This is a genomic window from Annamia dubia NIES-4383 (genome assembly GCF_055394725.1).
In genome coordinates this window covers 3,636,928-3,657,036 of record NZ_AP025630.1, presented here as the reverse complement: position 1 = coordinate 3,657,036, position 20,109 = coordinate 3,636,928, and the positions used below count along the sequence as shown (strand labels likewise).

General features: G+C 32.7%; 19 protein-coding genes. 11 read left to right on the top strand and 8 right to left on the bottom strand.

All coding sequences use genetic code 11. The features are described from left to right. The first annotated feature begins 118 nt into the window (after nucleotides 1-118). From Anndu_RS16390 to Anndu_RS16370, 5 genes are all read left to right on the top strand, one after another. Nucleotides 119-2,389 (top strand): hybrid sensor histidine kinase/response regulator, encoded by a 2,271-nt coding sequence (locus Anndu_RS16390; protein WP_464102216.1) that lies wholly within the window; start codon nucleotides 119-121, stop codon nucleotides 2,387-2,389. Nucleotides 2,390-2,538: 149 nt separating this feature from the next. Beyond that, the gene (locus tag Anndu_RS16385) at nucleotides 2,539-4,053 is read left to right on the top strand and encodes an AAA family ATPase (RefSeq protein WP_464104134.1); all 1,515 of its coding nucleotides are present in this window, start codon (nucleotides 2,539-2,541) and stop codon (nucleotides 4,051-4,053) included. A 361-nt stretch (nucleotides 4,054-4,414) separates the two neighbouring features. Beyond that, nucleotides 4,415-4,609, top strand: coding sequence for a hypothetical protein (locus tag Anndu_RS16380; protein WP_464102215.1), 195 nt, complete (start codon nucleotides 4,415-4,417; stop codon nucleotides 4,607-4,609). 195 nt (nucleotides 4,610-4,804) lie between these two features. After that, complete coding sequence (locus tag Anndu_RS16375) at nucleotides 4,805-5,344, top strand: GIY-YIG nuclease family protein (RefSeq protein ID WP_464102214.1); 540 nt, start codon at nucleotides 4,805-4,807, stop codon at nucleotides 5,342-5,344. A gap of 119 nt (nucleotides 5,345-5,463) precedes the next feature. Then, entirely contained in the window at nucleotides 5,464-6,684 is a 1,221-nt protein-coding gene (locus Anndu_RS16370) for a pentapeptide repeat-containing protein (RefSeq protein WP_464102213.1), read from the top strand. Between the two features lie 116 nt (nucleotides 6,685-6,800). On the opposite strand, the gene Anndu_RS16365 is transcribed toward Anndu_RS16370, so the two are convergent. Together Anndu_RS16365 and ggt are read right to left on the bottom strand one after the other, a co-directional pair. Continuing rightward, nucleotides 6,801-7,568, bottom strand: a complete 768-nt coding sequence (locus tag Anndu_RS16365; protein WP_464102212.1) for a TIGR00297 family protein — start codon at nucleotides 7,566-7,568, stop codon at nucleotides 6,801-6,803. Nucleotides 7,569-7,671: 103 nt separating this feature from the next. Further along, nucleotides 7,672-9,228 (bottom strand): gamma-glutamyltransferase, encoded by a 1,557-nt coding sequence (gene ggt, locus Anndu_RS16360; protein WP_464102211.1) that lies wholly within the window; start codon nucleotides 9,226-9,228, stop codon nucleotides 7,672-7,674. A gap of 116 nt (nucleotides 9,229-9,344) precedes the next feature. Between ggt and Anndu_RS16355 the strand changes: the two genes are divergently transcribed. Further along, nucleotides 9,345-10,469, top strand: coding sequence for a DNA cytosine methyltransferase (locus tag Anndu_RS16355; protein ID WP_464102210.1), 1,125 nt, complete (start codon nucleotides 9,345-9,347; stop codon nucleotides 10,467-10,469). Here the strand turns inward: Anndu_RS16355 and Anndu_RS16350 are convergent. Both Anndu_RS16350 and Anndu_RS16345 read right to left on the bottom strand, forming a co-directional pair. Further along, nucleotides 10,453-11,181, bottom strand: a complete 729-nt coding sequence (locus Anndu_RS16350) for a restriction endonuclease (RefSeq protein ID WP_464102209.1) — start codon at nucleotides 11,179-11,181, stop codon at nucleotides 10,453-10,455. The two genes, Anndu_RS16355 and Anndu_RS16350, sit on opposite strands and share 17 nt — an antisense overlap. Continuing rightward, nucleotides 11,174-11,425: a helix-turn-helix domain-containing protein gene (locus Anndu_RS16345; protein ID WP_464102208.1), complete on the bottom strand. Its 252-nt coding sequence runs from the start codon at nucleotides 11,423-11,425 to the stop codon at nucleotides 11,174-11,176. Before Anndu_RS16345 ends, Anndu_RS16350 begins: the two co-directional genes overlap by 8 nt. Nucleotides 11,426-11,540: 115 nt before the next feature. Between Anndu_RS16345 and Anndu_RS16340 the strand changes: the two genes are divergently transcribed. The 3 genes from Anndu_RS16340 to Anndu_RS16330 all read left to right on the top strand — a co-directional run bounded on the left by Anndu_RS16340 (nucleotide 11,541) and on the right by Anndu_RS16330 (nucleotide 13,733). Further along, a complete protein-coding gene (locus tag Anndu_RS16340) occupies nucleotides 11,541-11,990 on the top strand; it encodes a hydrogenase maturation protease (protein WP_464102207.1) in 450 nt (149 codons plus the stop codon). Nucleotides 11,991-12,081: 91 nt separating this feature from the next. Continuing rightward, nucleotides 12,082-12,225, top strand: a complete 144-nt coding sequence (locus Anndu_RS16335; RefSeq protein WP_464102206.1) for a hypothetical protein — start codon at nucleotides 12,082-12,084, stop codon at nucleotides 12,223-12,225. 107 nt (nucleotides 12,226-12,332) lie between these two features. Next, on the top strand, nucleotides 12,333-13,733 hold the full coding sequence (locus Anndu_RS16330) for an aspartate ammonia-lyase (RefSeq protein WP_464102205.1): 1,401 nt from the start codon (nucleotides 12,333-12,335) through the stop codon (nucleotides 13,731-13,733). Nucleotides 13,734-13,885: 152 nt separating this feature from the next. On the opposite strand, the gene fabG is transcribed toward Anndu_RS16330, so the two are convergent. Then, nucleotides 13,886-14,626, bottom strand: coding sequence for a 3-oxoacyl-[acyl-carrier-protein] reductase (gene fabG, locus Anndu_RS16325; RefSeq protein WP_464102204.1), 741 nt, complete (start codon nucleotides 14,624-14,626; stop codon nucleotides 13,886-13,888). A gap of 204 nt (nucleotides 14,627-14,830) precedes the next feature. Between fabG and Anndu_RS16320 the strand changes: the two genes are divergently transcribed. Continuing rightward, the gene (locus tag Anndu_RS16320) at nucleotides 14,831-15,763 is read left to right on the top strand and encodes an ABC transporter permease (RefSeq protein ID WP_464102203.1); all 933 of its coding nucleotides are present in this window, start codon (nucleotides 14,831-14,833) and stop codon (nucleotides 15,761-15,763) included. 115 nt (nucleotides 15,764-15,878) lie between these two features. On the opposite strand, the gene Anndu_RS16315 is transcribed toward Anndu_RS16320, so the two are convergent. Both Anndu_RS16315 and Anndu_RS16310 read right to left on the bottom strand, forming a co-directional pair. Then, nucleotides 15,879-17,300 (bottom strand): protein kinase domain-containing protein, encoded by a 1,422-nt coding sequence (locus Anndu_RS16315; protein ID WP_464102202.1) that lies wholly within the window; start codon nucleotides 17,298-17,300, stop codon nucleotides 15,879-15,881. 87 nt (nucleotides 17,301-17,387) lie between these two features. After that, nucleotides 17,388-17,807, bottom strand: a complete 420-nt coding sequence (locus Anndu_RS16310) for a pentapeptide repeat-containing protein (protein WP_464104133.1) — start codon at nucleotides 17,805-17,807, stop codon at nucleotides 17,388-17,390. A gap of 184 nt (nucleotides 17,808-17,991) precedes the next feature. On the opposite strand from Anndu_RS16310, the gene Anndu_RS16305 reads away from it, so the two are divergent. Further along, nucleotides 17,992-18,393, top strand: coding sequence for a YraN family protein (locus Anndu_RS16305; RefSeq protein WP_464102201.1), 402 nt, complete (start codon nucleotides 17,992-17,994; stop codon nucleotides 18,391-18,393). Between the two features lie 78 nt (nucleotides 18,394-18,471). Here Anndu_RS16305 and Anndu_RS16300 read toward each other — a convergent pair whose 3' ends face one another. After that, nucleotides 18,472-20,094 carry an iron uptake porin gene (locus Anndu_RS16300; RefSeq protein WP_464102200.1) on the bottom strand — a complete coding sequence of 541 codons (1,623 nt, stop codon included), beginning with the start codon at nucleotides 20,092-20,094 and terminating at the stop codon, nucleotides 18,472-18,474. Nucleotides 20,095-20,109 lie beyond the last annotated feature (15 nt).

Sequence of the window (20,109 nt, the reverse complement as noted above, 5' to 3'; positions counted from 1 at the left end):
AAAAATAATTAGATCTTGTGACAATTTCAACAAAATAAGTAATCATATTATTAGTTATTCGTTATTTGTTGTTAGTAATTGATTACTATTAACTGTTCACTGTTCACTGTCCACTGTAATGTTCAGTTCTGATTGTTGTACAATTCGGCGCACTTTATCTCAACAAATTTTCCAACAACTCTGTCTATTTTGGCAAGAGTTCAGGGACAATGATGAGGAAAATACCGTTTTGCTTGATGAAAACCTTTTGAAGGCTCAAATAAATATTATAGAACAAGAAATAAAAATAGATACCAATAATCAAAAAAATCGTCTTTTATTTCTGCTAACTCCAGAATTTCAAGTTTTACTTAGTGGACTAGAAATTAATCAAGGTTTATTTTATCAGGTTACAATTTTATTTAATACCTCCTGTGTTAATCTTCTGTTAGAAGATTTGTTAAATCATTTAGAAACACCATTTTTCTTAAAAACAAAAATTCAAAAAATCAAAAATTGTTCTGATCAATTACAATCTAATTTACAAAGTAAATTTCTCTTAAAATTAATTAATTTTTTAGAGTTAGCCGCTTCGGGTAAATTAAGTTATGATCTTGATTCTACTCAAGTACAACGTAAACAGGATATTTTAGCAGAAGTAGCCGAACAAATTAAAAATAATTTAGATCAATTAATTATTATTGAAAAAACATTACAAAAAGTTCAAAAACTATTAGATGTTGATCGCTTGTTAATTTATCAAGTTAATGTACCTATTACCTGTGCTTTAGATAATTCAACCTTGGAAGAAACAGTTGACTTAGTAACATTTGAAGTCTTAAAAAATGAAACAATTGAATCTATTTTATATTTTCAAGATGAAACTTGTTTTTCTGATTTACATTCTTGTCGTCAAAAATATTTAGAAGGTTTTAAATATGTAATCAATGATATAGAAAAAGATGATTTAATCTCAACTTGCTTAAAAAAATTAATGAGAAAATTAAAGATTAAATCAAAAATGGTTGTACCCATTATAGTTGATAAAAATTTATGGGGTTTTATCATTGCCCATTACTGTTGTAATACCCGCATTTGGCAACCAGCAGAAGTTAATTATTTAACCCAAATTGCTGAATATTTAGCCTTAGCAATCAGTCAATCCCAATCTTATCAAAAATTGGCAATTCAAAAACAAAAATTAGAAAAAAAGATTAATCAACATAATCAAGAATTAAAATATGCTTTGATTGCGGCTGAGGTGGCTAATCAATCTAAAAAACAATTTTTAGGGGCGATCAGTCATGAATTATTAACCCCTTTAACTTGTGTGATCGGTTTATCTGGCACATTAATTCATTGGTCAACTAATAAAAATAATCCCTATTTATCGAAGGAAAAACAACAGGAATATTTACAAAAAATCAATGATAACGGTCATAAATTAATGAATTTAATTAATGATCTTTTAGATTTATCTCAAGTAGAAGCTGGAAAAACTTTTTTACATTTACAAACTTTTTCTCTTCAACATTTATGTGCTTTTATTATTCATAATTTACACAATGAAGCCAAACAACATGATATTCAATTAAAATTAGATTTTCAAGTTACATCCGATCTAGATCAATTTTATGGCGATCAAAATCGTTTACAACAAATTTTATTTCATTTATTAGATAATGGCATTAAATTTACTCCGGCCGGAGGCGTGGTTATCTTAAGAGTTTGGCGAGAAAATCAATATGTTATCTTTCAAATTGAAGATAATGGAATTGGTATTTCTGAACATCAATTACCCTTATTATTTAATAAGTTTCAACAACTAGAACAAACTCGCACTCGTACCCATAGTGGCACTGGTTTGGGGTTGGCTTTAGTTAAACAATTAGTTGAACTTAATCAAGGTATTATTGAAGTAGAATCTATGGTAGGAGAAGGCTCAATTTTTACCGTGAGAATACCTCAAAATTTAACGATTAATAGTGAAGATCAAAACTTACTTAATCAACAAATAATTGAGGGAGAATCTAATTTTCCGGTGGGGCAAAAACCTAGTATTGTAATTATTTCTGATGATGAAGAAAATGCCACTTTAATTTGCGAATTATTAACCAGTTCTAATTATCAAGTTATTTGGTTAATGGATGGTTCAACTATTTTAGATAGTATTAGTTTACTTGAACCTTCTGTGATTATTATAGATGAAAGTATCACTGATTTTCATGATTTAGCATTTGATTTAAAATATCTTAAATCTAAACAAAAATATCATTTTATTCTCATTGCGATCGCCAATTCAATTCTAACAAAAAAAGGTTTAGAAGATTATCCCTTTAATTATTGTTTTTCTAAGCCAATTTCTCCCGTTGAATTTATTGAAAAAATTAAATTTTTAATTCCACAATAAAATATTTATTCCTTATTATCAGGTCAAGTTGTCAAGTTTCTACCATTAAGAGCGCTAAGAATTGATTAAGCTTAAATCCTTTTCGAGATGTTAAAATAATAAAAATTGATAACTTTTTATGATTCAATCAAAATTAAACTTAAAAAATGATGACTTTTAACGAGGAATTTCAATTATTATTACGCGCTTGTTATCCTTTAATTTACATTCCCACTTCTGAAGAAGAACGGGTAGAAAATGCGATTAATTTTGTTGCTCAAAAATTAGGTAATCGCAATCTTTATTTATGGGATTTTGTGGAAGGTTATCAAAATAATCCTAATCATCAAGGCCAAGCAAAACGTAATCCTTTACAGGCCTTAGAATTGTTAGATAAATTACCTGCTAATTCTGGTGGAATCTTTATTTTAAGGGATTTTCAAAGATTTTTAGAAGATATTTCAGTCTCTCGTAAATTAAGAAATTTAGCCAGACGTTTAAAGTCAGAACCGAAAAATATTGTGATTATTTCTCCTGAAGTTTCTATTCCTAATGAATTGGCAGAAGTGTTTACAATTATTGATTTTCCTTTACCATCTGCCACCGAATTAAAAATAGAAATTCAACGATTAATTGGCTCAACTGGTCAAAATTTATCGGAAACTTTTTTAAATGAATTAGTTAGATCCGCTCAAGGTTTATCATTAGAAAGAGTCAGACGGGTTTTAACAAGAGCGATCGCCTCTCATGGCCAAATCGAATCTGAGGATGTGGAGTTAATTTTAGAGGAAAAACGTCAATCTATCAGACAAACTCAGATTTTAGACTTTTATCCGGCCACTGAGCAAATTTCCGATATTGGGGGCTTAGATAATCTCAAAGACTGGCTTTTACGGCGGGGAGGTGCTTTTAGCGATCAGGCTAGGGCTTACGGTTTACCCCATCCCCGTGGCCTCTTATTGGTGGGGATCCAAGGTACGGGAAAATCCCTCACGGCCAAGGCGATCGCCCATCATTGGCATTTACCCTTATTACGTTTAGATGTGGGGCGTTTATTCGGAGGATTAGTAGGAGAATCCGAGTCAAGAACTCGTCAAATGATCAATTTAGCAGAGGCACTTTCTCCCTGTATTCTCTGGATTGATGAGATTGACAAGGCTTTTTCTGGGATAGAAGGAAAAGGGGATTCTGGCACAACTAGCAGGGTTTTTGGGACTTTTATCACATGGTTAGCCGAGAAAAAATCTCCGGTTTTTGTGGTGGCAACTGCCAATAATATTCAGACTTTACCCCCTGAAATGCTCAGAAAAGGCCGTTTTGATGAAATATTTTTTGTGGGATTACCCTCACAAGAGGAAAGAGAGGCTATTTTTAATGTGCATTTATCCCGTTTACGCCCTCACAATCTGAAAAATTACGATATTAAACGCCTTGCTTATGAAACTCCCGACTTTTCTGGGGCGGAAATAGAGCAAACTTTGATCGAGGCCATGCACATTGGTTTTAGTCAAAATCGAGATTTCACCACTGATGATATACTAGAGTCAGCCAGTCAAATTGTGCCATTGGCCAGAACTGCACAGGAACAGATCCAATTTCTCAAAAGTTGGGCGCAAGCGGGAAAAGCCCGTTTAGCGTCACGTTCAAGTAGTTTAAATCTTCGATTTCAAACTAGAGAGCAGTAAATAAATAATAAGTAATAAGTAATAAATTAATAATAATAATTTATTCAAAATAATTAATCTTTGATAAAAAATATGCAAACTTTAGATAATATTATGATTATTTTCGCCATTTTAATTTTAGGTGGTGGCTTTTTTATTTTAGTTCAAGGTGTTTTAGCAATGGGGAAAGAAGATCAGAACAAATGATCTATAATAACTATTCAATAGTAGACATCGGGCTAAAATCATCGGTAAAATAATAATTGAATCACAATTATTTTAGAGAATAAAGATCAATTATCTAATGATCATAAAATTTTTAATTTTCAAACAATTATGAGCTATAATAATTTCATCAGCATTTATGACCCTGTTAAATCCAATGACTATTTCTGATGATAATTCAGTTAAAAACTTAGTTGATCATATCTTCAAAACTCATCGTTTATCCCGTGCTGATCAACAAACTTTAATGTCTTTTTTATTGTCTAAAGATATGATTAGTCGGGAAGAAAATCAATTAATTAATAGCGTTTTTGATGCTGTTCGTCAAGGGCGTATCCGTGTTTCTGATTAACTTTTATTGAGTCTTGTTTATTAAGTTTTGCCAACTAATTGATCAGGCCAATTGATCGGTTTTGATCGGTTTTGATCGGCTCGAATTTGTTTAAAGTTAATCAAAAAAACTTCTCAAGTTTATGGCATTCATCAAAATAAATATTTTAAATATATTTAATCATAAATAAACCATTTTTTATCAATTAGAAAAATCATGTCTCAGCCTCAAAATTTACCATCTTTAGATAATTTAGAGTTTGTTCCTTTTTTAGATGAACAGGGAAAAATTAACGAAATTTATCAGGGAAAGATTGGAGTTTATGGAATTTTTAATCAAGATCAAACATTACAAGTTGTTAGTTATTCAAGGGATATTTATTTAAGTTTAAAACAACATTTAGTCAGAAAACCTTTAGAATGTTATTGGTTAAAAGTCAAAACGATCGAGCGGCCGAGTCGGACTATTTTAGAAGAAATTAAACTAAAATGGATTGAAGAAAATGGTCAAATTCCTTTAGGAAATGGAGAGGATGAAGATCAATGGCATAAACCGATCGAGGTTAAACCTTTGATGAGTGATCAAGAAAAAGAAATGTATCAAAAAGAAGAAGAAAAGGCTCAAATTAAGTTATTAAAAAAAGTAGCAAGAAGGATTGAATCTCAAATTCAAGAGCAATTAGAAAAAAGAGGTGTGATCATGGAATTTAGATTTAATCCTAAACTAAAAGAACAAGGTTTATTAGATTTAAAATAAGATCAAATTATAATGATCAAAAGTTGGAAATTTTTGTTAAAATAAAGAGGAAATCTTTAACGTAAATCAAAAATCTCTGACTTTTTTCCTAACCATCTCTTTCTTGATAAGATCTAATTATGGAGTCACAAGTTAATCATCAATCGTCATCATCTAATTCAAGTTTAAATAATACACAAGAATCTAATTTTGTCATTCCTCCTTCTATACAGAGAAATCAAGCTTTTTATCTTCAAGAAGTAGACACCAATAATCCTTGGTTACTGATAACATCTATGATTGTGATGATTATTGGGTTACTATTTCATTGGCTTTGGATTGGAATTTCTGGCACTTTTGTGACTCTTTTATTATCTTTAAAAGTGGTTTTACCCTCTTTAAAGGGGTGGATCTGGCAATTTTTAACGCCACAGGAGCGTAATTTATTAGTCGGCTCGATCGGCTTAACATTTGGTTTCGGGATATTATTCCATTATTTAGGCTTTTATGGTCAGGTTGGGGAATGGCTCAACCAGTTTAAATATGATGAGTTTGGCTCATGGGCGGAATGGGTTGGTGCGGTTGGTCAAATTTCCATCGCCGTGTTAGCGGTATATGTAGCATGGCAACAGTATGTGATCTCCCGTGATCTAACCATTCAACAAAACCGCATTACCCAACAACAAACCATTGACACCTATTTTCAGGGTATTTCGGATCTTGCTTTAAGTGATGAGGGTTTATTAGAAGACTGGCCACAAGAAAGGGCGATCGCTGAGGGGCGCACGGCGGCCATTTTAAGTAGTGTAGATGCGGGGGGAAAAGCCAAAATTTTACGCTTTTTATCCCAATCAAGACTAATTACCCCTTTAATGCGTGATAGCCACTTAGGAAGGGCAATTTTAGACGGATCGGGAGGTTATTTAGAGGATCGGCCTAATGGGGTGAGGGTAATTTCTTTAGGGGTCATTTTAGCAGGTGCGGATTTAGAAGGGCAAGATTTAAGATGGACAGATTTAAGTGAAGCGAATATGATTAGGGCTAATTTAAAACATTGTGATTTAGTTAAGGCTAATTTAAGCCGTACTGTTTTATATGAAGCGGATCTTAGTGGGGCTGATCTCAGGGGTACTCGTTTATTTTATGGTAACGTAGAAACCGCCACACCCCGCAGTCGTAATCAAATACCTAACTATGAAACGGGTGAATATACGGGCGTGGTGATTGAAAATGCTAATTTTACCGATGTTCAACGTCTTAGTGACGAACAAAGATACTATTGTTGTGCATGGTGTGGAGAAAAATCTCGTAAAACTATTCCGGGGGGATGTGAGGGGATTCCGAATAAGTTAGGAAGATAATGGATAATTGATAATTAATCAATAAGCTAAATTAATGATTTCATTAAGGCTTAACTCTAGTCTGCGAAGGCAGACTTTGTTTAGATAGCCTTACCCTTCAGGGTTTAGGTGTTTTTTTAGATCTGATTAATTAAAATCATTAATATAATAGCACAAATTGCCCCAATTAAAGTATTAATAATATTAACTAATTCATTACTTAACCATGTTATTTTTGCCTGTAAAGTTGCACCGATTAAACTCTCCATCGTAGTGGCAATAAAGGCCGCTATTACTGAAATAATCACCCCCTGAAAATTAATTAAATTAACAGCAAAACCTAACAAAGAAATGATCAAAGAAGCAAAAATTCCCGCTAAAGTTCCCTCTAAACTAACAGCCCCTTCCGTACCCCTTGGCACAGGTTTTAAAGTAGTAATTAAAAAGGTACTTTTGCCATAAGCTTTGCCGATTTCACTGGCAGTCGTATCGGATAATTTAGTGCTAAAATTAGCGATATAACCTAACATTAATAAAGACTGAATATAACTATCTTTAAAAATTAAAATACCTAAAGCACAAAAGGCCGCTATTAAAGCCGATCCCCACACATTTTCCGCACCTCTTGCCCCCGATCTTTTTTCCGCTATACCTTCGGCTTCTTTTTGTTTAATTTTAATGCGAGTTACCCCCGATCCCACTAAAAAATAAAAACCCACAATGAGATAACCTTGCCAACCTAAACTTCCCCAGATTAAAACACCTAAAATCCAAGCATTAATAATACCACTTAAAGTTAATAATTTTTTCGGGGCGATCGCCACTAAAGTTAGGAAAAAAGTATTTAAAAATATGGCCATTAACCAAGGATTAATTCCTATTACAATGTTAATAAATTCATTCATGTTTAGACTCCTTATTTTTTAATTATTAAATAGTCTCCCCTCGCCCCTTGGGAGAGGGGTTAGGGGGTTAGGGCAAAGAATTTTAACCCGATTTTTTATGTGATTAATTCTTTAAAACTACACCACAACGCCGTAGATCTCCAGCCCCTTCCATCATACCTTGATCAGTTTTTCTCACCCCATGTACACCCCCAAAAAACATATTTTGATCTTGCCATAAAATCGTTTTAGTATTTAAAGGTAAATTAAGATTTTCTAATATTATAGATGCTTGATCTGGTTCAATACTAAAATTATTATTTTCCCAATGAACTCTCGGTAAATTAATCGCTTCATTAATAGGAAAATTAAAATTAATAATATTAGAAATAACCTGAAAAATAGCCGTTCTAATTCTATTTGATCCACCCGAACCTAAAACAATTTCTGGTTTACCATTTTTTAACACCATTGAAGGCGACATCATCGAAGAAATACGTTGATTACATTGCCATTGATGAAAACCAAAAGGATTTAGATCTTCTTCCCCTAACATATTATTTAACATAATACCAGTATTAGGAATAATATAACCCGAACCTTCTCCATTTGAAGTAGTAACACTAGCCGCATTTCCGTCTTGATCTAACACACTAATATGGGTGGTACTACCTAATTTATTAACCTTATTATATAATTGATTTTGATAGAAACTTAAATGTTTTTCTCCTAAAAATTCCTCAATAATATTACTTCTAAAAATATGAGCATCATAGCCATTTTTTCTAGCTTCATTGGTTAAACTCATCACAAAAGCTAAAATTTCTAAATGTTCCTTACTTCGCCATTCAATATTACTTAAATTTAAACTTTCTAATAATTTTAAAGCAAAAGCAATTAAAGCACCTCCTGAACTTGGCGGAGGATTAGTTAATAAGTTATAATTGCGATAATTAATCGTTAAAGGTTTTCTAATGATAACTTGATAATTTTGTAAATCTTCTAATGTTAAATAACCGCCCTCTTGCATCTGTTTAACTAATAAATGGGCGATCTCACCTTGATAAAATTCCTCAAAACCTTTTTCTACTAAATAAGTTAAAGTATCAGCTAATTCTGGTATAGTATAAATATCATTTTCTTGTAATAATTGACCATCTTTTTCATAAATTTTTTTACCTGCGGATTTTTCCGTTAAAATAGGCTGTAAAATTTTCATACAATAGGCCTGAAATTTATTAACTTCAATGCCATTTTTAGCGTAATTAATAGCAGGTTCAGCGATAATATTTAAAGGTAATTTACCTAATTTTTGATGAACTTTTAATAATCCCGCCAAATTTCCCGGAACAGCGATCGAACCTTTACCAATGTGAAAAACTTGACTTTCACCCCCACCAAAATTAACATTAACGGGGTAAAAATCAAGCTCAGAAATTGCTTTTTTGTGGCGAGGAGTTTGACAGAAAAAATCAAACAAAATATTTTCCCCTTGTTGGGTATGTGCTAATAAAAAGCCACTCCCACCAATAGAAGTTAACATCGGCTCAACGGCAAAAGCCCCTAAAACAGAGGCAATGGCCGCATCAAAAGCATTACCTCCCTGATTAAAAATTTCGATCCCTGCTTCGGCCGTTTTGTGATGACCGGCGGCTATTATTCCTTTTGTTTTTTTGCTCATATAGATTTTTTATTACATAAAAGCGACTGTTAAGAACAAAATCTTTTGAAATTATGTATATTATATTATAATCTATAATGTTAACAATAAGTCACAAATATCAAGGATAATCTAAAGTGAAAACAAGACAACTTTCCTTATTTCCTGTCATCGAAAAACAGAAAAAAAAACAACCAAAATTAGGAAGATATGAGAGGCTTCATCGTCAACTAGAAAAACAAGACGATGATCCTTATAAAATATTTGTAGATATTCAAGAAACACCAGAAACATATAATTTTGTTGATCTTTTTAGCGGTGCTGGTGGAATGTCTAAAGGTTTTACTCAATCTGGTTTTAAGCCTATGTTTGGTATAGAAATTAATCCCATTGCTTCAGCAACATATCAAAAAAATTTTCCTCAATGTTTACATATTTGTGGTGATATTCAAGATTTTATACCCTTAGAAATTTTAAATAAAATAAATAATCCAGAAATTCATTTAGTAGTAGGTGGCCCACCTTGTCAGGGGTTTTCTATAGCGGGAAAAAGACAAGAAAATGATCCTAGAAATTATCTTTTTCAGGAATTTATTAGGGTTGTGTCAGAAATACGCCCTTGGTATGTAGTGATGGAAAATGTCCCCGGAATTTTAACAATGAAAGATGGAAAAATTAAAAATGATATTTTTCAATCTTTTCAAAATATTGGTTATACTGTTTCTGTTGCTATATTAGAAACTGCCGCTTTTGGTGTAGCTCAAATTCGTCCTAGAGCTATTTTTATTGCTAATAGATTTAAGCAAAAAAATCCTTATCCTAAAGCTCAATTTTTACCTCATCAATATAAAGCAATTGAATCAGTAATTTCTGATTTACCTGAATATCAAACTATCCCAGAAATTAATCATCAATGGACTCGTCATTCTCCCGAATATATGGAAAGATTAGCCCAAGTAGCCCCCGGAGAATCTTTATATAAAACCTATGCCGATGCCTTTAAACGTCAATATTTAGGCAAACCAAGTATGACCATTAAAGAAAATCATGGAGGTACACATATTCATCCTTATCTTAATCGAGTAATTTCTGCGAGAGAAATGGCAAGATTACAAAGTTTTCCTGATAGTTTTATTTTTGAAGGTACAATGAAAAAAGCAATGTGGCAAATTGGAAATGCAGTTCCCCCAAGATTAGCAGAATGTATTGGTTATGCTTTAATTCCTTATTTAAGAAAAATAAAATCTAGTTATTTTTCTTAATTTTTTGATTAAGATTAATACGCCATTTTTCAAAATCATACCAACCACAACCTATACAGCCTTTTTCTGCTTCTGCTCCAGTTTGAGGAATATTTTTTGACCAATTTTCATCACCTTGATACCAAAATTTAATACCAAAAGGTGTTCCTCTTTTTCCTGTTTTTAAACAATTTTCACAACTTCTTGATTTAAGTAAATTATGATTACCTGCATCGTCTTTTTTTAGTAATTGAAATTTAGTTTTAATTTCAGTTTCACTTAAATTAATATCCAATTTTTCCTCTGTATTTCCCCATCTGACCATTGGAAAACGATGATCAATGACTAATTCATGTTTTGCTCTTTTTCTTTGTTCAATAACATCAGTATAATCATAATATTGTAGAATTTTACTAATTAATTTTGCCGGAATATTACTAGGAGCATTGGCTGATTTTATTTCTCCTGTCCAACGATCCCAACGAGTTTTTTTATTACAAATATTACAAAAATCATCTTTACTTTCAATAACTAATCCGTGTCTAGTTTTTGTCCCTCTTTGTAATCCTTGAATACCGCCACCTCCAGCATATTGTTCAGATGCTATTTGTTTACCTTCACAGCTACGACAATGCCATTTTTGATCAGCAAGTAGCTGAAAAACTTTTGCTTGAGTTGAATCTTTTTTTTGAAATTTTGATATAAATTCATTAATAAAATTTTGATTATTCATTTAATTTGTTAGCTTCTTTTTCTAGTTCAAAAAGAAGTTCTGATACACTAATTCCTAAACCTTTAGCTAAAGTAACAAGAGCAGTTAAAGATGGATTTCTTACACCTCTTTCAATTCCAGAGATATAAGTACGATCTAAATTAGCTTGAAATCCCAATTCTTCCTGAGAAATTCCTAATTTTATTCGTTTAGTTTTAACTAATTTTCCTAATGCTAAGAGAACTTTTCTTTTTGATTGATCCATAGATTAACTTTATATCTTTTGTGGACGATTAATCTACGGACGATGTGTCACATTTTAATTTATATTAAAATTCTAATCTTGAGTTAAAATTAAATTTATTTTCAGATTTAAAATTATGTTAGAACAAAAAACTACAGAAATTTTAATAATTGGCTATGGTAACACTTTACGCAGTGATGATGCCATAGGCCAAAAAGTAGCCGAAGAAGTTGAAACGTGGCAGATCCCAACGGTGCGATCGATCTATTTACATCAACTTACCCCTGAATTAACTTTAGAAATGACAACTGCCAAAAAAGTAATTTTTATAGATGCCATTAAAATGACAGATAAAATAACAGAAATTGAGTTAAAAAAAGTAACAGCAATTAAAGAAAATAACAGTTTTACCCATCAAATTAATCCCCAATCTTTATTATACTTAACTCAACAATTATATCAACAAAATCCTGAAGTTTTTTGGTTGATTATTCCCGTCATTAACTTTGATTTTGGTGAGGAATTTTCCCCTATAGCAAAACACAATTTTGACTTAGCTTTAATTAAACTTAAAGAATTGATCTAATGGGAAACATTGATTATAATAATGATCAATGACATCCTAAATGTTATATAATATCCAAATAATGATAACTTTATTATACTGCAATATTTTTATGGAAAATTATCAAGAACCGATCACAAATAATCAATCAGCACAACCCAGCAAAAATGAGCCAATTTTATGTCCACATTGTAAACGAACTGCCACTAATGGCATAAAATGTAAGGGTATCTGTGTGGCAGATAGTGATTATTAGAAATAAGGTATAAGTCAATTAACATAAAATTTGATTAGACATTGCTATTATTGGTTATACAACTAATAGTTTATAATGTTTTTGTAAGATCAAAAATAATTAATTTAATGATGAATCAAGCTAATTTTCGCATCGAAAAAGACTCTATGGGAGAAAGACAACTCCCTGACGATGTTTATTATGGTATTCAAACTTTGCGCGCCACTGAAAACTTCCCCATTAGCGGGATCAAGCCTTTACCTACCTATGTTGATGCTTGTTTATTAATCAAAAAAGCGGCGGCGATCGCTAACAGCGAGTTGGGCTGTATTGCCGAAGATACCGCTAAAGCCATTGTACAGGCTATTGACGAAATATTAACGGGGCAATATCGAGATCAATTTGTAGTAGATATTTACCAAGCAGGGGCGGGAACTTCCCATCACATGAATATTAATGAGGTATTGGCTAACCGTGCCTTGGAAATATTAGGAGATGTTAAGGGAAATTATCAGAGAATTAATCCTAATGATCATGTAAATTACGGACAATCTACTAATGATGTAATCCCTACTGCTATTAGAATTGGTAGTTTACTAGCTTTAGAACATTGTTTATACCCCGCTTTATCAGAGGCTATTACTGTATTAGAGAATAAAGCCGATGAATTTCAAGATATTGTCAAATCAGGGCGTACCCATTTACAGGATGCCGTACCTGTTAGACTAGGTGAGAGTTTTAGGGCTTATGCACAAATTTTAAGCGATCACCTTAATCGGGTTGAAAACTCAGAAAAAGACTTATATAGTTTAGGTTTAGGAGGGAGTGCGGCCGGCACTGGCTTAAATACCCATCCGAACTACCGTTTTCGAGTGGCTGAACTCCTATCAGATTTAACTCATAAACCTCTGAAATCAGCCCCCCATTTAATGGCCGCCATGCAGAGTATGTCGCCGTTTGTGAGTGTATCCGGTAGTTTACGCAATTTAGCTCAAGATCTGGTTAAAATCTCCCATGATCTAAGATTAATGGACTCTGGCCCAAAAACCGGATTTAAGGAAATTCAACTTCCCCCCGTACAGCCCGGCTCTTCGATCATGCCTGGTAAATATAACCCTGTGATGGCGGAAATGACCTCAATGGTATGTTTTCAAGTGATGGGATATGATAGTGCGATCGCACTGTGCGCCCAAGCCGGACAATTAGAATTAAATGTGATGATGCCCTTAATAGCTTATGATTTAATTCATAGTATTGAGATATTAGGTAAAACAATTAAAGCTTTAACTGACAATTGTTTAGTAGGAATTACCGCTAATGAAAATAAATGTAATTATTATGCGGAAGGAAGTTTAGCTTTAGTAACTGCTCTGAATACTCACATTGGCTATTTAAGTGCCGCTAATGTGGCCAAAGAATCCTTAGAAACTGGTAAATCTTTACGTCAAATAGTATTAGAAAAAGGTTTAATGGATGAAACAACATTAAATCAAGTTTTAGACTTAGAAAAAATGAGCAAATTAAATTAATTTTGTTTAGTAAATCAAGAGAATTATTCAAGACTTTCTGATTTTTTAATAATAAAAAAAATGCTCTTTTTTCTCCATATAAGGGGATAAGGGCATTTTTAACTTTAAAAAAATGTGAAAAAATTACTTTTTTTATGATTAATTATTCGTCCTTACATAACCATACCACCATCAACATTAAAAACTTGTCCCGTAATATAAGCTCCTGCGGGATCACTAGCTAAAAATCGGATCATTCCCGCTATTTCTTGGGGTTGACCGAAACGGTTGAGAGGGATTAATTTTAAAATTTCTTCGTTATTTAAACTGTGTGTCATGTCGGTTTCAATGAAGCCCGGAGCCACCGCATTAACGGTAATACCACGAGTCGCCACCTCTTTCGCTACGGTTTTCGTAAAGCCGATCACACCTGCTTTAGCCGCACTATAGTTAGCTTGGCCGGGATTTCCCATTAATCCTGCTACTGAGGTAATATTAACAATTCGACCGCTTTTTTGCTTAATCATGGGTTTAAGAACGGCTTTTGTACACAGAAAAACTCCGGTTAAATTCAGATCAATTACTTTTTGCCAATCTTCTAATTTCATCCGTAATAACAAAGTATCACGGGTAATTCCGGCATTATTCACTAAAATATCTATTTGTTTAAACTGATCTAAGGTAGTTTTAATCAACTGATTCACTTCTTCTTCTTTAGAAACATCAGCTTTAACGGCGATTGCCTCTGATCCATTATCTTTAATTATTTTCACCACTTCATCGGCGGCATCACTGGCACTCGCATAATTTACCACAACTTTTGCACCCTCTTTGCCTAGAGCGATCGCTGTTTCTCGGCCAATACCTCTGGATGAACCCGTCACGATCGCCACTTTACCCTGTAATGTGGACATAATAAAATTTAACCTCTTTTAATTTTTGAAATAACAAAATGATTTTATCCTATTTTGGTCACGATCGAGGTAGAAAAAAAGACTCAAAAGCAAAAATCTTACGATCTAAAGTTAATTTAGCTTTACAAATTCAAATGTTAATTAATTAAGATTATATTATAAAATTAAATTAAATATTTCTTGTGCAAAATCAAATCAGTAAATATGGTTAATAAAATAAAAGAAATAATTAACACTAAAAATCAAAAAATATCCCCCCAATGGTTAGGAGGATTAATCTTATTAGCACCTTCTGGCCTGTGGTTATTTTTGCTATTAGTTGTCCCAACTTTAGTCATTTTTGAATTAAGTTTAGTCCCCAATATTCGCCCCGGAGAAATTGTTAATCCTAGCAATATTCAAAACTATTTATATGTGTTTGATCCGACTAATTTAAAAGTAGTAGGACGCTCTACTTTTTTTGCAATTGCTACAACAATTGTTTGCTTATTATTCGGTTTTCCCGTAGCCTATTGGATCGCCCAAATGACTCCAAAAAAATGGCGAAATTTGCTATTATTAGGCTTTATTTTACCACTTTGGACATCATCTTTATTAAGAACTTATGCGTGGATGGCAATTTTAAGACCATCAGGAGTTTTAAATAGTATTCTCGGATTAATTAATATTCCTAGTTTTAATTTTGAAACTAATAGTTTTACATGGGGTCAACCAAGTATTGACATTTTAAACACAGGTTGGGCGGTAGTAATAGGCATGGCTTATAGCTATTTACCCTACATGGTTTTAATCCTTTATGCTTCTTTAGAAAAGCTAGATCAACGACTATTAGAGGCATCAGCGGATCTAGGAGCAAGACCTCAACAAACTTTTTGGAAAGTAACAATTCCTCAAACATTTCCCGGAATTGCGGCGGGATCTTTACTGGTATTTATAACAGGATTAGGGGATTTTGTTGATCCAGAATTATTAGGAGGTGCTTCAAGTATGACCATTTCGCGCTTAATTTATAATCAATTTTTAGGCTATTCCCGTAATTGGGGATTTGGTTCTGCTGTTAGTATGGTTTTAATATTAGTAGTTAGTATTGGCATTGCTTTATTAATTAAATATGGCGATCAAAATATCGAAACTTAACATTCTTCTGAACTCCCTACCCCCTCTCCTACAAAGCTAGGGGGTAGTATTTTCTAACATTAAATCAAAAAATATTACAAAAAAATTTCTAATTCTTAAAACAGACTAATAAAATCTAATCTTTATCTTTCAGCCCATTAGGTAAAATTGCCCCTTTTAAATTAGCATCTTTAATATTATTAAGATTAATTTTTGCACCAGTTAAATCAGCATTCCAAAACACAGTTTCAGCTAAATTAGTATTAATTAAATTAGCACCCATTAAATTAGCATTTCCTAAATAACTTTTACTTAAATTAGCATTTTCTAAATTAGCACCTATTAAATTACTATTAGTTAAATCACTATTACTTAAATCCGTATTACTCAAATTAGCACCCTTTAAATTAGCATTTTGTAATTTAGTAATTTTTAAATTAGCACCTTCAAGATCAGCACCCATTAAATTAATCCCATTTAAGTTCATTCCAGATAAATCAAAATCTCTTAGATCACATTTTTTACAATGTTTATTAAATTTTAATTGCTTTTCTAAACTATTTTTATCTTTAATAATAGGAGGTTGAGATATTACTGGAGGTTTAGTTTTTTTATTACTAAAAACCTGATAACCAAAAAACAATAATAGTAACAAAATTAAACCTTTACTAATACCAGAAATTAAAGCAGGTTTAGGAATAGTTAACCAAGAAAATTGATGATCAAGACTTTTCAAGGCTTTTAACGCCGTATTAGCATCAGAAAAACGATAATTAAGATTAGTTGCAATCATTTGATCTAACCATTTAATTAACTTTTTATCAACATTAAAAGTCAAATGTTTTTTATAATTTAATTTACCTTGATGATCAATTAATTCCCCTATTTTATAAGAAGGAATTTTCGTTAATAAACAAACAATTGTCATCCCCAAACCATAAAGATCAGAGGCGGTAGTTAATCTTTGATTATATAATTGTTCAGGAGGCATAAATCCTAAAGTACCCTTAACAACACTACTCATAGCGATATTCTCGCCCCCTTTTCGCGCAAAACCAAAATCAATTAAATAAACATTTAATTGATCATTATTACGCTCAATTAAAATATTTTCCGGTTTAATATCTCGATGGAAAATAGGCGGTTTATGACTTTGTAAATAACATAAAATTTCTAAAATTTGTACTGCAATTTCTTTAATTTCTGCTAAACTTAAATCATCAATTTCCGATAAAGGAGTAGACCGTTTATATTCCTGTACTAAAGCAAAACCAGATGGCGTTTCAATTGTTGCTAAATATCGGGGAATATTGGGATAAGAAAGTTGTTTTAAAACCTCAATTTCCCTTTCATAAGCTTCATAATCTGACCAAGTTACTTGACTTTTAGCAAATTGAAATTCCTTAAGCACAACGGGCTTATTTTCCTCAATTTTTGTAGCTAAATATGTTACTCTACCACCTGCTTTATTTGTGCCTAAAATTGATTCAATTTCATAACCTTTAGCTTGATATTTTGCTTTATATTCAGTCAACTGAGATTCAGGGTAGTTATCCATAATTCTACCTCAATTAATAAGTAATAATTAATAATTGATAATTGATTGTGACCAAATGACCAATAACAAATGACCAATAATAAATGACTAATAATCACATAATAAAGTTTCTCTAGTATCTCGGCCAGTGCTTGGATTCTTTCCAGAAGCGACTTCACATAATTTTTTCTGAATATCATCACGGAATAAAACATCAGTAAAATCTGCACCTTCAATTATCGCTTTATCTATTAAAATATTAGTCATAAAAGCACCTTCTAAAATTGCATTTTTAAAGTTAACTCTAGTCAAACGAGTAGCATCTAAAATTGCATAACTTAAATCAGCCCCTTCAAAATTTGCTCCCGATAAACTAGCACTAAAAAAACGCACTCCCCTTAAATTAGAATAACTAAAATTACTACCTCTTAAGTTAGCATGATCAAAACTTGCTTCGGTTAAATCTTGATGGGAAAAATCTTCTTCAATTAAAGTTCTATTATTATAATCAACGGCCAAAGTTGTCATAGGAAAACTGACAACAATTAATAAATTAATTACTATTAAAATTAAGAATGATAAAATTAAATTGACTAAAGATATTTGCTTATTTTTGATTAATAACATTAATTGAAGCCTCCTTCATTTTTAAATTATTTTAAGTAAAATTTAAGTAATAACTAAAACGATTATAACATTAATAACAGATCTAATGAATCAGAAACCACAAAAAAATCTTAAAATTGGAGAATTAGGAGAAAAAGCGGTTAGTCAATGGTTAATCAATCAAGGCTGGAAAATTTTGGCTTCTCGTTGGCGTTGTCGTTGGGGAGAAATTGATTTAATTGCACAAAATCACACTAATCTCATTGCCTTTATTGAAGTAAAAACTAGAAATAAATTTAATTTAGATCATCAAGGAATAGAGGCGATCACCTCAACAAAACAATTAAAAATTATCAAAAGTGCAGAATTATTTTTAACAGAAAATCCCCAATTTAATGATTATATTTTACGTTTTGATGTGGCTTTAGTTACCTATCAAAATCGAGATCAGCCCAGTTCTTTTTCTGTGATCAAATATCTTGAATCTGCCTTTGAAATAGACGATTAAGCCCGATCAAAAAAAGAAAGAGACGTAAATTTTTACGTCTCTTTCTTTACTTTTAATTATGACAATATGTCTAATTAATTAGAATGTGAAAGTAGTTCTTAAAGTACCGATGATCGCATCATCAACATTAACAGCATTGCTATCACCTTCGGGATCGGTTAACCAAATTAAACCAGGAGTGATGGAAATGTTTTCGTTAACTTTATACTTGTAGAAAGCTTCGATGTGATAAGGAACGGTATCACCTGCTGTGGCTAGAACATTACCTGCATAAGGTTGAGCGCCTCCAAAGATACCTAAAACATTACCCTCTTTACCTAAGTCAGGGAAAGCAACACCTAAACCGTATGACCAGATTTCTGCACCACCAGTTTTAAGAACAATGGCATCAGTATAGTTGAAGAAACCACTGATAGAGATTTTATCACTAGGCATCCATGCTACAGAAGCACCATAGGAGTTAGAAACTGTACCAGAAGTATTTACAAGTGCTGAAGCTAAGTTAGCATCGGTTGTTCCAACAATACCAGTAGCACCACCAGCATCAAAGATTGCACTACCAACACCGTTATAAGCATTAACATAGGTTAAACCTAAACCGAATTTATCGCCTAGTTCAAAATCAACCTGACCTAACATGGCATAGTTTCCGTTGAATAAACCATTACCATCAGCGGGGTTAGACGCTTCATCAGCTAAGTAACCTAAACGGATATTAGCGGTATCGCCTAAAGGTACGGTAGCACCTACACCTGCACCACCACCGATCCGATAGATGGGGTTCTCAGAAGCGAAGGTAGATAAGGCACCGTTTCCACCATCATAACCTTCAAAGTAAGGGTTATTGGTTTGTTTCACATAATCACTGTGAATACCACCGGCCGCCGCAATATAAACTTCACCCTCACCTACAGGTAAGTAGTAAGCCGCCCAGTCAATCACCACATCATTACCATTGTTACCAAGGTTAAAGGTTTGAGTTGTTTCGGGATGAGTTGTTGTCACACCAGCAGTTGTGGTAGAGAAAGGAGCTAAATTTCCGGCGGCTAAACGGGTAATTAATAAATCATCTCCAGTGAAACTGGTGTTAAGAGTTAAACGAACACGATCACCGAAGATGGTGTTGTTATCATCACCAATACTAGGAGTACCACCAGTAAAATCTCCACCGAACACGTCAGTGGCAGCAAAGATAGCTTCTCCAGTTAATTTGGTGGTTGTAGAGAATTGGTTATCTTCTAATTCATCAACACGAGCTTCTAAACTATCAACACGAGCGCCTAAAGCTTCTAATTCAGGTCTGAATTGGTCAACTAAGCGTTGTAATTGGTCAAATTCTTCACGGGTAACGAAGTCACCACTAGGGCCGTTTAATTTCTCTAAACAAGCATTTAAACCTGCGGCAAACTCATAACGGGTTAAAGGACGATTTCCTCTGAAGGTTCTGTCGGGATAACCTTCAATACAATCGTAATTTTCAACCAGATTTCTTAAAGCCTGATAAGCCCAATCTCTGGGAGATACGTCTCTTAATTCGTTAACACTACGAATTTGACCTTGGTTTACAGTCCCTTCTTGGTTATATTGATTAATTTGATTTAAAATTTCGCTGTTAGAAGTTTGAGCGGAAACGGAAGTTACGTTCGCACCCACTACCACAGCCGAGCTTAAAATTAAAGATTTCCAGAGTAATTTAGACATTTTTTTAGTTCCTCA

Excerpts from the sequence above, each read along its gene's own strand:
- Anndu_RS16390 (WP_464102216.1), top strand. The coding sequence starts at position 119 with ATGTTCAGTTCTGATTGTTGTACAATTCGGCGCACTTTATCTCAACAA.
- Anndu_RS16385 (WP_464104134.1), top strand. The coding sequence starts at position 2,539 with ATGACTTTTAACGAGGAATTTCAATTATTATTACGCGCTTGTTATCCT.
- Anndu_RS16380 (WP_464102215.1), top strand. The coding sequence starts at position 4,415 with ATGACTATTTCTGATGATAATTCAGTTAAAAACTTAGTTGATCATATC.
- Anndu_RS16375 (WP_464102214.1), top strand. The coding sequence starts at position 4,805 with ATGTCTCAGCCTCAAAATTTACCATCTTTAGATAATTTAGAGTTTGTT.
- Anndu_RS16370 (WP_464102213.1), top strand. The coding sequence starts at position 5,464 with ATGGAGTCACAAGTTAATCATCAATCGTCATCATCTAATTCAAGTTTA.
- Anndu_RS16365 (WP_464102212.1), bottom strand. The coding sequence starts at position 7,568 with ATGAATGAATTTATTAACATTGTAATAGGAATTAATCCTTGGTTAATG.
- ggt (WP_464102211.1), bottom strand. The coding sequence starts at position 9,228 with ATGAGCAAAAAAACAAAAGGAATAATAGCCGCCGGTCATCACAAAACG.
- Anndu_RS16350 (WP_464102209.1), bottom strand. The coding sequence starts at position 11,181 with ATGAATAATCAAAATTTTATTAATGAATTTATATCAAAATTTCAAAAA.
- Anndu_RS16345 (WP_464102208.1), bottom strand. The coding sequence starts at position 11,425 with ATGGATCAATCAAAAAGAAAAGTTCTCTTAGCATTAGGAAAATTAGTT.
- Anndu_RS16340 (WP_464102207.1), top strand. The coding sequence starts at position 11,541 with ATGTTAGAACAAAAAACTACAGAAATTTTAATAATTGGCTATGGTAAC.
- Anndu_RS16335 (WP_464102206.1), top strand. The coding sequence starts at position 12,082 with ATGGAAAATTATCAAGAACCGATCACAAATAATCAATCAGCACAACCC.
- Anndu_RS16330 (WP_464102205.1), top strand. The coding sequence starts at position 12,333 with ATGATGAATCAAGCTAATTTTCGCATCGAAAAAGACTCTATGGGAGAA.
- fabG (WP_464102204.1), bottom strand. The coding sequence starts at position 14,626 with ATGTCCACATTACAGGGTAAAGTGGCGATCGTGACGGGTTCATCCAGA.
- Anndu_RS16320 (WP_464102203.1), top strand. The coding sequence starts at position 14,831 with ATGGTTAATAAAATAAAAGAAATAATTAACACTAAAAATCAAAAAATA.
- Anndu_RS16315 (WP_464102202.1), bottom strand. The coding sequence starts at position 17,300 with ATGGATAACTACCCTGAATCTCAGTTGACTGAATATAAAGCAAAATAT.
- Anndu_RS16310 (WP_464104133.1), bottom strand. The coding sequence starts at position 17,807 with ATGACAACTTTGGCCGTTGATTATAATAATAGAACTTTAATTGAAGAA.
- Anndu_RS16305 (WP_464102201.1), top strand. The coding sequence starts at position 17,992 with ATGAATCAGAAACCACAAAAAAATCTTAAAATTGGAGAATTAGGAGAA.
- Anndu_RS16300 (WP_464102200.1), bottom strand. The coding sequence starts at position 20,094 with ATGTCTAAATTACTCTGGAAATCTTTAATTTTAAGCTCGGCTGTGGTA.